This window comes from Sphingomonas sp. Leaf37, from assembly GCF_920939475.1.
Classification (GTDB): Bacteria; Pseudomonadota; Alphaproteobacteria; order Sphingomonadales; family Sphingomonadaceae; genus Sphingomonas.
The window spans coordinates 618624-631051 of record NZ_CAKLAX010000002.1 but is presented as its reverse complement, the minus strand read 5'-3'; the positions used below and the strand labels follow the sequence as shown (position 1 = coordinate 631051).

Here is a 12428-nt window from a genome sequence, read left to right as displayed (position 1 = left end):
TCAGTTCTGAGCGGCGACCGGCTTGGCCTCCGGCGCTTTGGTCTCGACCTGCGCCGTGGTCAGCGGAGGTCCCTTGGCGATCACTGCGGCCAGCTGGTTCGCCTCCGGGCAGGCGCCCTTGCACAGGGTCTTGATCTTGGCGAGGTTGCCCCGCGCGACCGCTACCGCCCCCTTGGCCACCAGCGCCTCGCCCTGCCCGCGTAACGCGGCGATGTCGTTCGGCTCCAGCGTCAGCGCCTCGCGGTACAGGCGGATCGCCTTGCCCGGCAGGCCCCGCGTTTCAGCGACTTCCGCGAGGACGATGAACGCCTGACGATTGCGCGGATCGACCGCCAGCGCGGTTTCGATCAGGTCGGTCGCCCCGTCGAGATTGCCGGCGGTGCGCGCCGCACGACCTTCGGCCAGCAATTGCAGCGAACGCGCGTCGATCTGGTCGTCGGGGCGCTGGCCGCTCAGCGATGTCGAGACGCACACCAGGGTCAACGCAGCGGCAAGGGCGACGGACGTAACGCGCATGAAGGTCTCCACTCGGGGCATTGTGCCCGAGATTAGCAGGGGCGGACCAGCCGTGCGACAAAAAAGCCGTCGGTGTTGTCGCTCGCCGGATCGAGCCGTAGTCCCTTCCCACGTGCTGCGCCCGCCGGGAGATCGAGCGGCTCTGCGGCCCATCCCGGATGATCGTCGAGGAATGCCTCGACCTGCCCTGCACCCTCGGCGTCCAGCAGCGAACAGACGATATAGACCAGCGTGCCGCCCGGCCGGACGAGGCTCGCGCCGACCTCCATCACATGCCGCTGCTGGCTGGTGAATTTGCCCAGCCGGTCCGGCGTCAGCCGCCAGCGTGCCTCGGGGTTGCGTCGCCACGTGCCAGTGCCCGAACACGGCGCATCGATCAGCACGCAATCCGCGGTATCGGACCAATCGGTCAGCGCCTCGACCTCCCGGTTCGGATCGAGCAACCGGGTTTCGACGATCGTCACGCCCGCCTTCGCGGCCCGCGGAGCCAATCGCGACAGCCGCCCGCGATCGATATCGGTCGCCAGTATGCGTCCTTCGTTCGCCATCGCCGCGGCGAGCGCCAGCGTCTTGCCGCCGCCACCCGCGCACAGGTCCACCACCGCCTGCCCGGGCTGCGCACGCGCCGCCAGACTGACGATCTGGCTACCGGCATCCTGCACCTCGATCCGACCGCCCAGCGCATCGACGTTCGTCCCGCTGGGCAGCCGCATCGCATCCGGCAGTCCGGCGATCGGCTCGCCGCCAAGCTGATCGATGGCCGCCGCATCGGCGGTCAGCCGATTGATCCGCACGTCCAGCGGCGCGCGCGCGATCAACGCCGCCTGCTGCTGCGTCGATACGCCGGATTCCGCCAGTGCATCGGCCAGCCAGCCCGGCATGATCCCGCTCGCCGCCGCCTGTTCGCCAGCGTCGATCGGCGCCGGTCCGTGCGTCGAGCCATCGAACGTCACTGCGACGGCCTCATCATCCATCGCAACCGCCAGCATCGCCGCGCGTCCCGATGCCGGCACCTCGCCGGCTCGTCGGATCGCAGCGTAGACCAGCTCGCGCACCGCGCGGCGATCCTTCGACCCGGCATAGCGGCGCGTGGCGAAATAGCGGGATATCAGGGTATCCGCTGCGGCACCGCCGCCCCGTGCGGCGGCGATCACCTCATCTAGCAATTCGATGGCGGCCTGTGTGCGGGCGGCGGGGGTCACTGGGCGGACGACGACATGCAGTTGATCCAATTCGATCGTTCGCCCCGGGCGCTGCGCAGGGCGTGAGGCTCAATGGGCTTCGACTGGCCCGGCATGCACGGACGCAAGGCGGCAGCGCGTGTCCGGATCAGCGCGTCGGATAATTCGGCGCTTCCCGCGTGATCGTCACGTCGTGCACGTGGCTTTCCTTCAGCCCCGCACCGGTGATCTGGACGAACTCGGCCCGCTTTTGGAGATCGGGGATCGTCGCCGATCCGGTATAGCCCATCGCCGCCTTGATGCCGCCGACGAGCTGGTGGATCACGTCCCGGGCCGGTCCCTTATAGGCGACCTGCCCCTCGATACCCTCGGGCACCAGCTTCATCTGGTCCTTGATATCGCCCTGGAAATACCGATCCGCCGATCCGCGTCCCATGGCGCCGACCGACCCCATTCCGCGGTACGACTTGTATGCCCGCCCCTGGTACAGGAACGTCTCGCCCGGCGCCTCTTCGGTGCCGGCGAGCAGCGATCCGACCATGCACGTCGATGCCCCCGCCGCCAACGCCTTGGCGAGGTCGCCCGACGTACGCAGCCCGCCATCGGCAATGATCGGCACGCCATGCTTGGCGGCTGCCTCCGCGCAATCCATCACCGCGGTCAGCTGCGGCACGCCGACGCCCGCGACGACGCGCGTGGTGCAGATCGACCCCGGCCCGATGCCGACCTTGATCCCGTCAGCACCCGCATCGATCAACGCACGCGTCGCCGCGCCGGTCGCGACGTTGCCCGCCACCACCTGCACCGAATTGCTGAGCTTCTTCACCCGCTCGACCGCGCGCGCGACGTCGCGATTGTGGCCGTGCGCGGTGTCGATCACGATCAGGTCGCATTCGGCGTCGACCAGCGCCTCGGTCCGCTCGAACCCCTTGTCGCCGACCGTCGTCGCCGACGCGACCCGCAACCGTCCCGCCGCATCCTTGGTCGCGGTCGGATAGGTCACCGCCTTCTCGATATCCTTCACCGTGATCAGCCCGACGCAGCGATACGCCTCGTCCACCACCAGCAGCTTCTCGATCCGCCGCTGGTGCAGCAGCACGCGCGCTTCCTCCTGCCCGACGTCGGTGGTGACGGTGGCGAGGTTCTCGTGCGTCATCAGCTCGGCGACCGGCTGCTTCGGATTGCCCGCGAAGCGCACGTCGCGGTTGGTGAGGATGCCGACCAGCTTGCCGTCGCGCTCCACCACCGGAATGCCGCTGATCTTGTGATGCGCCATCAGCGCCTGCGCCTCGGCCAGCGTCGCGGTCGGCGCGATCGTGATCGGGTTGACCACCATCCCCGATTCGAACCGCTTGACCTGTCGCACCGCCGCCACCTGTTCCTCGATCGACAGGTTGCGGTGGAGCACGCCGATGCCGCCTAGCTGGGCCATGACGATCGCCATGTCCGCCTCGGTCACCGTGTCCATCGCCGACGACAGGATCGGGATGTTGAGCGCGATGCCGCGCGTCAACTGCGTCCGCGTGTCGGCGGTGCTCGGCAGGATGTCCGACTCAGCCGGTACGAGCAGCACGTCGTCGAAGGTGAGGCCGAGCCGGATGTTCAAGATGCCGTTCCTCGCGGGAGGGGAGAAGTGGCGGGCCATGTAACCGCAGTGCGGCATTCGCGCTAGAGGGCGGCGAGATGGGCGCTCACGTAATCGGTGACGACGCCGACCAGCGACCCGCCGAACCGCGGGTTCACCTCCAACAGGCGCAAGGCGCCATCCTCCAGCTTGTAGTTGAAGCAGCACGTCCCCTCATAGCCCATGGCGTCGAGGATATCGGCACACGCGCCAAGCGCGTCGCCCGGATCGACCGGCTCGATGCTCGCCGGCCGATCGACCTCCCCGCGCACCCCCAGCGGCTGCCCCATGTCGTAGCGATAGCCGACATGGAAGCGGATACCCCCGCCGATCCGCAGCAGGTGCAGCACATATTCGTGCGCCCCCGGAACCGCGCGCTGGCGGAACACGTCGGGATCGTCGCTCCCGTCGTCCTCGCCGGGACCGTGGATCATCCGGCACCCGATCCCGAAATCCCCCCGCCGCTTCTTGCGGATATAGGGATAGACGCCCGGCTCCCGCCCCAGCAGCTCCGGTACCACGTCGCCGAATCCCCGCTCGATCAGCCAGAGGTTCAGCGCCAGCTTGTCGTCGCACAGCGCCACCAGCTCGGGCGTCGGCAGCACCGCCCGCCCCCGCGCCACCGCCGGCCGCGCCGCCTCGATCTGCTCCACCCGCAGCGGAACGACCAGATCGAACCGCGCGACATCCACCGCATCCAGCAGCGCGAAGCTCGCCTCGTATCGCGCATGATCGATGTACCGCGCGATCGCCGGCATCTGCGTCGGATGATTGCCGAAGAGGATACGCTGCATGGTGACCTTTGTAGAGCTCGCGACTGTGCTATCAACGCACCACGGCGCGCGGGAGTCGCACCGCCGGGAGGGATGTCATGGGTTTATCGATCGCCGCGTTCGCACTGGTCCTCGTGCTCTTCTATCTCTTCACCAGCATCAAGATCGTCCGCCAGGGCTATCAATATACGATCGAACATTTCGGCCGCTACACCAACACCGCCAGCCCCGGCTTCAACTTCTACCCCGCCTTTTTCTATCGCGTCGGTCGCAAGGTGAACATGATGGAGCAGGTGATCGAGATCCCCGGTCAGGAGATCATCACCAAGGACAATGCGATCGTCTCGACCGACGGCGTCGTCTTCTTTCAGGTGCTCGATGCGCCAAAGGCGGCCTATGAGGTGTCGGACCTGTACGTCGCGCTGCTCCAGCTGACGACGACCAACCTGCGCACGGTGATGGGTTCGATGGACCTAGACGAGACGCTGTCGAAGCGCGACGAGATCAACGCGCGCCTGCTGTCCGTGGTCGATCACGCGACGGTGCCATGGGGCGTCAAGATCACCCGCGTCGAGATCAAGGACATCCGCCCGCCCGCCGATATCGTCACCGCGATGGGCCGCCAGATGAAGGCCGAACGCGAAAAGCGCGCCAACATCCTCGAAGCCGAAGGCACCCGCGCCTCGGAAATCCTCCGCGCCGAGGGCCAGAAACAGGCCCGCATTCTCGAATCGGAAGGCCGCAAGGAATCGGCCTACCGGGACTCCGAGGCCCGCGAACGCGCCGCCGAGGCGGAGGCCAAGGCGACCCGCGTCGTCTCCGAGGCGATCGAACAGGGCGGCACGCAGGCGATCAACTATTTCGTCGCCCAGAAATACGTCGAGGCGATCGGCAAATTCGCCACCAGCCCCAATGCCAAGACGATCCTGTTCCCGGTCGAAGCGACGCAGCTGATGGGGACGCTCGGCGGGATCGGCGAACTCGCCAAGGAAGCGCTTTCGTCCACCCAGGCATCGCCCAAACCCGAACCGAAGCGCGGGCCGTTCGAACTGCCCAGGCAATGACCCTCGATTCGATCGGCGGCGCCGGCGGTGCATGGCTGATTGCCGCGCTGCTGCTCGGGCTCGCCGAATTGCTCATCCCCGGCGTCTTCGCGATCTTCCTCGCGATCGCCGCGGGCATCGTCGGCGTCGCCACCCTCGCGCTGCCGCTGCCGCTAGAGGCGCAGATCGCCGCCTTCGCGGTCTGGAGCGTGGTCACGGTGCTGATCGGCAAGCGCTGGTACGTGGATTTCCCGGTCGCCAGCAGCGATCCGCAACTGAACGATCGTGCCGCGCGGATGATCGGCCAGACGGTGGTGGTAGAGGTGCCAATCGACGCCGACGGCGGCCGCGTCCACATCGGCGACGGTTCCTGGCCCGCGCGCGGCACCCCCGCCGCGGCCGGCACGCGCGTCCGTATCGCCGAGGTGCGCGGCGGCCTCGTCATCGTCGAGCCGCTCGACGTTTAATTCGTCGCGCCCGCCGCTTGGTAGCTGTCAGTTCACCGCTGATCTGCTATATAAGACGGGTGACGCAGAGCATTCCCCACCTTTACCCGATCGGCATCGATCCGACCGACATCGACTTCATGGGCCACGTCAACAACGCGAGCTATCTGAAGTGGGTGCAGGATGCGGTCGTCAGCCATTGGCAGAAGCTGGCACCGGCCGAAGCGGTGGCCGCGCACCTCTGGGTCGCGCTGAAGCACGAGATCACCTATCGCAAGCCGACCTTTCTCGGCGACGACGTGATCGCCACCGTGCTGCTCGAAAAGGTTCAGGGCGCACGCGCCTTCTACGAAACGGTGATCCGCCGCGGCGAAGACGTACTTGCCGAGGTGAAGTCGAGCTGGTGCTGCCTCGACGCAGAAACGCTGAAGCCTGCCCGGCTGGCGCGCGACATCGTCGAACAATTCTTTCAACGCGGCGATGGGCCGATGCCGGCGACGGGGCTCGTCGAACGCTAGGTCGCTCGGAGCGCGGCGAAAGCGGCAGGAGTATCGCCTTGAACACACCGTTACCCCGGACCTGGTCCGGTGTTCACCAGGCGGCATAGCGAATAGCCCGAAGCGCCTTGTCGTCTCGTGGTGAGGGCATGCCCCCCGGACCCGATCCGGGGGTGAAGGGGGCGAGCCTTCGATTGCCCACCCCCCCCCATCGGTCAGGCGGGTTCCGGTGCTTTCACGCGAGGAGCGGACTGGCGAACGCCTTCGTCGACGTGCTCGGCGAATTGCGCGAAGTTTTCCACGAACAGATCGATCAGCTTGGCCGCGGCGGCGTCATATTCCGCCGGGTTCGCCCATGTCCCGCGCGGGTCGAGGATCGTCGCGTCGACGCCCGGCACCGCGACCGGCACGGCGAAACCGAAGTTCGGATCGACCCGGAATTCGGCATCCTTCAGGCTGCCGTCGAGCGCGGCGTTGAGCAAGGCACGGGTCGCCTTGATCGGCATGCGATGGCCGACCCCGTATTTGCCGCCGGTCCAGCCGGTGTTGACCAGCCAGCAATCGACTTCGCCCCTTGCGATCCGCTCTTTCAGCAGATTGCCGTATACCGACGGGTGCCGCGGCATGAACGGTGCCCCAAAGCAGGTCGAAAACGTCGCATCCGGTTCGGTGACGCCGATCTCCGTACCGGCGACCCGCGCGGTATAGCCGGACAGGAAATGGTACATCGCCTGATCCGGCGTCAGCTTCGCGATCGGTGGCAGGATGCCATAGGCGTCCGCGGTCAACATCACGATGTTCTTCGGTACCCCGCCCATATTGTCGGCGGACGCGTTCGGAATGAAATCGATCGGATAGGCCCCGCGACTGTTCTCGGCGAGGCTGTTGTCGTCGAGGTCGAGCTGACGCGTGATCGGATCCATCACCACGTTTTCCAGCACGGTGCCGAACCGCTTGGTGGTCGCGAAGATCTCCGGCTCGGCATCGCGCGACAGGCGGATCATCTTGGCGTAGCAGCCGCCCTCGAAATTGAAGACGGCCGTGTCCGACCAGCCATGCTCGTCGTCGCCGATCAGCGTGCGGCTGGCATCGGCGCTCAGCGTGGTCTTGCCGGTGCCGGAAAGGCCGAAGAACACCGCGGTCGATCCGTCGGCGCCCATATTGGCGGAGCAATGCATCGGCATCACGCCGCTCGTCGGCAGCAGATAGTTGAGCAGACCGAACACCGACTTCTTCATTTCGCCGGCGTATTTCGTGCCGCCGATCAGGATCAGCTTTTCGGTGAAGTTCACCGCAATCACCGTTTCGCTGCGGGTGCCGTGCCGGGCCGGATCGGCGCGAAAGCTCGGCAGGTCGATGATCGTATATTCCGCTTCGAACTGCTTCAGCTCATGCTCCTGCGGACGGACGAGCATCGTGCGGATGAACAGATTGTGCCATGCGAGCTCATTGACGACGCGGACGCGGACACGGTTCTCGGGCTGCGATCCGCCGTACAGGTCCTGAACGAACAAATGCTCCTTTTCACGCAATGCGGCGAAGAAATCCGCCTTGAGTGCTGCGAAATGGGCCGGTGTCATGCCCTTGTTCGATTTGCCCCACCAGACGCTGGTCTCCGTCTCCGCATCGCGTACGATGAACTTGTCCTGCGCCGAGCGGCCGGTGTGGCGTCCGGTTTCGACGACCAGCGGGCCGTCGGCACTCAGTCGACCTTCGCTGCGTGCCACCGACGTTTCGATCAGGCGCGCCGTCACCAGGTTCCAATGAATATCGGCACGGGTCTCGATACCCTGCGCGGCAAGGCCCGCGTGCGGAATGCGCTCGTTCACAATCATCCTCCCATTCGTCGCCACCTGCGCGCGCATCCTGGGGAGGGGCTGTGCGCGTGCTGGTCTATGCGCTTCGCATAAGCGGCGCGTGGCAGGCGGTCAAACGGCACGCGGCCGTCCGTCCGTTCACGGGTCGGCGGCATGTGGTTGAGCGCGGTCGCGCTTTGCCGTACCGCGGGTCGATGGCCCCGAGGTTCCTTTCCGCATGACGGCGACGATCGCGCTGGTCGACGACGACCGCAATATCCTGACGTCGGTGTCGATCGCCCTCCAGACAGAGGGGTTCCTGACCCGCGTCTATTCGGATGGCGAGACCGCATTGAAGGCGCTGACCGACAATCCGCCGGATCTCGCCATCTTCGACATCAAGATGCCGCGGATGGACGGACTGGAACTGCTCCGCCGTCTCCGCGAGAAGAGCCACATCCCGGTGATCTTCCTCACCAGCAAGGACGACGAGCTGGACGAGGCGCTGGGCCTGGCAATGGGTGCGGACGATTATATCGCCAAGCCCTTCAGCCAGCGGCTGCTGATCGCGCGCATCCGGGCGATCCTGCGTCGCACCGAACTGGCGACATCCCCGATCGAGGAGGATGCGGCGACGGGGGCCGGACCGCTGGTCCGCGGACGCCTGTCGATGGACCCCGCCCGGCATCGGACGACGTGGGGCAACGAGCCCGTGACGCTGACCGTCACCGAGTTTCTGATTCTTGAGACGCTGGCACAGCGGCCCGGCATCGTGAAGACGCGCAACCAGCTGATGGATGCCGCCTATCACGACGATATCTATGTCGACGATCGCACCATCGACAGCCACATCAAGCGTCTGCGCCGTAAATTCCGGCAGGTCGATCCGACCTTCGACGCGATCGAGACATTGTATGGCGCCGGCTACCGATTCTCCGAGGAGTGATCTGCGGCCGGAAGGTGGCGATCTCGCGCTGCGCTGGTCGGGGCAGATTTCGCTCACCCGGCGTATTCTGGCGGTCAACATCTTCGCATTGCTGCTGCTCGCGGGTGGCTTCTTCTACCTCGACTCGTATCGCAGCCGCATCGTCGACGGTCGCGTCGCGCAGGCAAGCCGCGAGGCACGGTTGATCGGGGAGGCGCTGGCGATGGTCGGGACGGATCAGCGCAATGCGCTGATGATCCGGCTCGCGCGGGATACCGGTGCGCGATTGCGGTTGATCGATGGCGCCGGGCAGACGGTGGCCGACAGCCGCGATCTCGGCGTGCGCAATGTGACCCTGCTCGATCCCGACAAGCAGGCATGGGACCAGACGATCGCGCGGTTTCTCGACGCCGGGATCGATACGGTGGTGAGTGCCGCCCGCCCTCCCCTCTATCGCGAGCGCGCCGACGGGCGCGAATGGCCGGACGTCCGGGCGATCCGTCGTGGGAAAGTCGCGTCGGCCAGTGTGTGGCGCGCGCCCGATCGGACGCCGGTGGTCACGGCCGCGGCACCCGTGCCGGGTGGCCCGATCGTCATGACGACGGTCAATGCGCGCGACATCACGCAGACGGTCCGGATCGAGCGATTTCGTCTGAGCCTCGTCCTGCTGGTGGTGACGATCGTATCGGTGCTGTTGTCGCTGTTCCTCGCCCGGACGATTGTGCGGCCGCTCAGGCGGCTCGCGCGGGCGGCGGTGCGGGTTCGGCTGGGGCGCGCGCGCGAGGTGGTGGTCCCGCGGCTGCCGTCGCGGCGGGATGAGATCGGCAGCCTGGCTCGCGCCCTGTCGGACATGAGCCTGGCGCTGCGTGTCCGCATCGACGCGACCGAGGCGTTCGCCGCGGATGTCACGCACGAAATGAAGAACCCCCTCGCCTCGCTGCGATCCGCTGTCGAGGGGCTGGGCGCGGTGAAGGATCCCGACTTACAGGCCCGCCTGCTAAAAATAGTCAGAGACGACGTCCACCGCCTAAATCGATTGATTACCGATATCTCGGAAGCCTCGCGGCTGGATGCGCAATTGAGCCGCGCCAAGTTCGAGCCGTTGGATATCGCGGCCATGCTGCGCGCGCTGGTCGACCAGCGGATCGCCCGCGACGTGGAGCGTGGCGTGCGATTGCGCTTCGATCATCAAGGGGGAGCGCTAATCACACTTGGCGAGGGCGCGCGGCTGGAGCGCGTGTTCGACAACCTCATTGATAACGCCGTGTCCTTTTCGCCGGACGGCGGGCTGATCGCGATTGCGGCGGTGCGCGATGGAAGTGATCTGGTGGTCCGGATCGAGGACGAGGGACCGGGCGTGCCGGACGAAGCGCGTGAGTCGATTTTCCGACGCTTCCAGTCGATCCGGCCGGAGGGGGAGGAGTTCGGACAGCATTCGGGCCTCGGCCTCGCCATTGCACGAACCATCGTCGAAGCGCATCAGGGCGACATCGCCGTCGAATCACGCGAGGATCGGTTGAGTGGCGCCCGTTTTGTCGTCCGCTTGCCGCTCGCTGACGAACGATAGGCAACATCGAACGGAGCCATGGCCATTCTGTCATCGGAAATCTTGCATGCGACCAGCATTGCGATCGACGGACGCGCCGTATTGCTGGAGGGCGTATCGGGCACAGGCAAGTCCGACCTCGCACTGCGCCTGATCGACCGTGGTGCCATGCTGATCAGCGACGACCAGACGCTGCTGGTGCGTAAGGGCAAGGACCTGCTGGCACGCGCGCCCGGCACGATCCGCGGCCGGATGGAGGTGCGCGGCATTGGCATCGTGACGATGGAGCACGTCGAGGACATACCGGTGAACCTTATCGTACGACTTGGCGTCGAACCCATGCGAATGCCTGAGCGACGCCAGCGGCGTATCGCCGGCGTAATTGTGCGTGAGGTCGCCTTCGAGGCCTTTCACGCGTCGACCCCGATCAAGATCGAATGGACGCTCCGCCAGCCGGAGGCAACTCCCGCATGACCAAGGATATCCTGCTCGTCACCGGCCTGTCGGGAGCCGGTAAATCGACGGTACTCAAGACATTGGAAGATTTGGGCTGGGAGGTCGTCGACAACCTGCCGCTGGTCTTGCTCGACCGACTGCTGGAAGCCCCGTTGGCGGCCGGGCACACCGACGACGGTCATCCGCTGGCGATCGGGATTGGCACGCAGACGCGGGATTTCGATCCGGTGCGGATCGTCGAGCGCATTCGCGTCCTGCGCGATGTTCATGCCCTCGATGTCGGCATGCTGTTCCTTGACTGTTCGGGATCGGAACTGGAACGGCGCTATTCAGAGACTCGCCGGCGGCATCCGCTGGCCCCCGACCGGCCGGCGGGCGACGGGATCGCGCGCGAGCGTGAATTGCTGCGGCCGCTGCGCGATTGGGCGAACCGACTGATCGACACCACGGATCTTACCGCCCATAGCTTGGCGCAGCAGGTTCGCGCGACCTTTGCCGATCGCGGCAACGACGCGCCCGTGCTGTCGGTCCAGTCGTTCGGCTTCGCGCGCGGATTGCCACGCAATGCCGATCTGGTGTTCGACATGCGGTTCCTGCGCAACCCGCACTGGAACCCCGAACTGCGGCCCGGGACCGGGCTGGACCCGAAGGTGGCGGGGTATGTCGCCGAAGACCCCGCCTATCCACTGGCTATGGAACAGATTGGTGCACTGCTCGAACTGCTGATTCCCCGCTATCGAGCCGAGGGTAAATCCTACTTGAGCGTCGCGATCGGATGTACCGGAGGGAGACATCGGTCGGTCCATGTCGCCGAGCACCTCGCTGCCCGGTTGCGCGCGGCAGGTTTTTCGCCCACCATCACGCATCGCGACCTGGAGGCCGCACCGCAGGACTCGCTCGAGGGGCCGCCGGCCAGCACATGAGTAACGTATCTGAGATGATTGGCCTCGTTCTGGTGACGCACGGGCGGCTCGCCGAAGAATTTGTGACCGCGATGGTCCACGTCGTCGGCCCGCAGGACCGTGTGGCGACGATCGCGATAGGTCCCGACGACGACATGGAGGAGCGGCGCGCCGATATCGCCGCTGCCATCGCCGCGGTCGATGTCGGGCGTGGTGTGATCGTGCTGACCGACCTGTTCGGGGGCACGCCATCCAACCTCGCGATATCGCTGATGGAGCGCGGACGGGTCGAGGTGATCGCGGGAATGAACCTGCCGATGCTGATCCGTCTGGGATCTGCGCGCAAGTCCATGAAGGTCGTCGAGGCAGTCGCCGCGGCGCGCGAGGCCGGCCGCAAGTATATCTCCGTGGCATCCGAGGTTCTGGGAGAGGCTGCGGCATGAGCGAAGTCACCCGCACCGTCCTGATTACCAACAAGCGCGGATTGCATGCGCGCGCGAGTGCGAAGTTCGTCACTCTTGCCTCCAGTCAGTCGTGCGAGGTGCATGTTCGCAAGGACGATGGTGCCGTGACCGGCACCTCGATCATGGGGCTGATGATGCTCGGCGCCGCCAAGGGCGACGAGATCACGATCAGCGCAGCCGGCGAGGGTGCGGAGGCGGCCGTCGGGGCGTTGGTCGATCTCGTTGAGGCCAAGTTCGGGGAAGATTAGGCTTGCACAGG

14 protein-coding genes are annotated in these 12428 nt (G+C 66.2%); 9 read left to right on the top strand and 5 right to left on the bottom strand.

The window, feature by feature from the left end; translation table 11 throughout:
• The 4 genes from LRA87_RS08420 to LRA87_RS08405 form a co-directional block, all read right to left on the bottom strand.
• Positions 1-516, bottom strand: coding sequence for a tetratricopeptide repeat protein (locus LRA87_RS08420; protein ID WP_230630915.1), 516 nt, complete (start codon positions 514-516; stop codon positions 1-3).
• Between the two features lie 32 nt (positions 517-548).
• Positions 549-1718, bottom strand: a complete 1170-nt coding sequence (locus LRA87_RS08415; RefSeq protein ID WP_230631200.1) for an RsmB/NOP family class I SAM-dependent RNA methyltransferase — start codon at positions 1716-1718, stop codon at positions 549-551.
• 127 nt (positions 1719-1845) lie between these two features.
• Entirely contained in the window at positions 1846-3303 is a 1458-nt protein-coding gene (gene guaB, locus LRA87_RS08410) for an IMP dehydrogenase (protein WP_230630914.1), read from the bottom strand.
• Positions 3304-3365: 62 nt separating this feature from the next.
• Positions 3366-4115, bottom strand: a complete 750-nt coding sequence (locus tag LRA87_RS08405; protein ID WP_230630913.1) for a hypothetical protein — start codon at positions 4113-4115, stop codon at positions 3366-3368.
• A 77-nt stretch (positions 4116-4192) separates the two neighbouring features.
• On the opposite strand from LRA87_RS08405, the gene LRA87_RS08400 reads away from it, so the two are divergent.
• Genes LRA87_RS08400 through LRA87_RS08390 form a run of 3 tightly spaced genes read left to right on the top strand, consistent with a single transcriptional unit; the run spans position 4193 to position 6101 of the window.
• Positions 4193-5158 carry an SPFH domain-containing protein gene (locus LRA87_RS08400; protein ID WP_230630912.1) on the top strand — a complete coding sequence of 322 codons (966 nt, stop codon included), beginning with the start codon at positions 4193-4195 and terminating at the stop codon, positions 5156-5158.
• Positions 5155-5604, top strand: coding sequence for an NfeD family protein (locus LRA87_RS08395; RefSeq protein WP_230630911.1), 450 nt, complete (start codon positions 5155-5157; stop codon positions 5602-5604). Before LRA87_RS08400 ends, LRA87_RS08395 begins: the two co-directional genes overlap by 4 nt.
• Before the next feature lie 59 nt (positions 5605-5663).
• Positions 5664-6101 (top strand): acyl-CoA thioesterase, encoded by a 438-nt coding sequence (locus LRA87_RS08390; RefSeq protein ID WP_230630910.1) that lies wholly within the window; start codon positions 5664-5666, stop codon positions 6099-6101.
• Positions 6102-6295: 194 nt separating this feature from the next.
• Here the strand turns inward: LRA87_RS08390 and LRA87_RS08385 are convergent, their stop codons facing one another.
• Positions 6296-7915 (bottom strand): phosphoenolpyruvate carboxykinase, encoded by a 1620-nt coding sequence (locus LRA87_RS08385; protein ID WP_230630909.1) that lies wholly within the window; start codon positions 7913-7915, stop codon positions 6296-6298.
• Positions 7916-8114: 199 nt separating this feature from the next.
• On the opposite strand from LRA87_RS08385, the gene LRA87_RS08380 reads away from it, so the two are divergent.
• Genes LRA87_RS08380 through LRA87_RS08355 form a run of 6 tightly spaced genes read left to right on the top strand, consistent with a single transcriptional unit; the run spans position 8115 to position 12417 of the window.
• On the top strand, positions 8115-8822 hold the full coding sequence (locus LRA87_RS08380) for a response regulator transcription factor (RefSeq protein WP_230630908.1): 708 nt from the start codon (positions 8115-8117) through the stop codon (positions 8820-8822).
• Positions 8791-10368, top strand: coding sequence for a sensor histidine kinase (locus LRA87_RS08375; RefSeq protein WP_230630907.1), 1578 nt, complete (start codon positions 8791-8793; stop codon positions 10366-10368). Before LRA87_RS08380 ends, LRA87_RS08375 begins: the two co-directional genes overlap by 32 nt.
• A gap of 18 nt (positions 10369-10386) precedes the next feature.
• Entirely contained in the window at positions 10387-10821 is a 435-nt protein-coding gene (locus tag LRA87_RS08370; RefSeq protein ID WP_230630906.1) for an HPr kinase/phosphorylase, read from the top strand.
• Positions 10818-11726, top strand: a complete 909-nt coding sequence (rapZ, locus tag LRA87_RS08365; protein WP_230630905.1) for an RNase adapter RapZ — start codon at positions 10818-10820, stop codon at positions 11724-11726. Before LRA87_RS08370 ends, rapZ begins: the two co-directional genes overlap by 4 nt.
• Positions 11727-11740: 14 nt before the next feature.
• Positions 11741-12148, top strand: coding sequence for a PTS sugar transporter subunit IIA (locus LRA87_RS08360; protein WP_230631198.1), 408 nt, complete (start codon positions 11741-11743; stop codon positions 12146-12148).
• Positions 12145-12417 (top strand): HPr family phosphocarrier protein, encoded by a 273-nt coding sequence (locus LRA87_RS08355; protein ID WP_230630904.1) that lies wholly within the window; start codon positions 12145-12147, stop codon positions 12415-12417. The genes LRA87_RS08360 and LRA87_RS08355 overlap by 4 nt, the downstream gene beginning before the upstream one ends.
• The last annotated feature ends 11 nt before the right edge of the window (positions 12418-12428 follow it).

Coding starts and splice junctions, on each gene's coding strand:
- LRA87_RS08385 (WP_230630909.1), bottom strand. CDS start 7,915: ATGATTGTGAACGAGCGCATTCCGCACGCGGGCCTTGCCGCGCAGGGT.
- LRA87_RS08375 (WP_230630907.1), top strand. CDS start 8,791: ATGGCGCCGGCTACCGATTCTCCGAGGAGTGATCTGCGGCCGGAAGGT.
- LRA87_RS08360 (WP_230631198.1), top strand. CDS start 11,741: ATGATTGGCCTCGTTCTGGTGACGCACGGGCGGCTCGCCGAAGAATTT.
- LRA87_RS08380 (WP_230630908.1), top strand. CDS start 8,115: ATGACGGCGACGATCGCGCTGGTCGACGACGACCGCAATATCCTGACG.
- LRA87_RS08370 (WP_230630906.1), top strand. CDS start 10,387: ATGGCCATTCTGTCATCGGAAATCTTGCATGCGACCAGCATTGCGATC.
- LRA87_RS08405 (WP_230630913.1), bottom strand. CDS start 4,115: ATGCAGCGTATCCTCTTCGGCAATCATCCGACGCAGATGCCGGCGATC.
- LRA87_RS08395 (WP_230630911.1), top strand. CDS start 5,155: ATGACCCTCGATTCGATCGGCGGCGCCGGCGGTGCATGGCTGATTGCC.
- rapZ (WP_230630905.1), top strand. CDS start 10,818: ATGACCAAGGATATCCTGCTCGTCACCGGCCTGTCGGGAGCCGGTAAA.
- LRA87_RS08355 (WP_230630904.1), top strand. CDS start 12,145: ATGAGCGAAGTCACCCGCACCGTCCTGATTACCAACAAGCGCGGATTG.
- LRA87_RS08420 (WP_230630915.1), bottom strand. CDS start 516: ATGCGCGTTACGTCCGTCGCCCTTGCCGCTGCGTTGACCCTGGTGTGC.
- LRA87_RS08400 (WP_230630912.1), top strand. CDS start 4,193: ATGGGTTTATCGATCGCCGCGTTCGCACTGGTCCTCGTGCTCTTCTAT.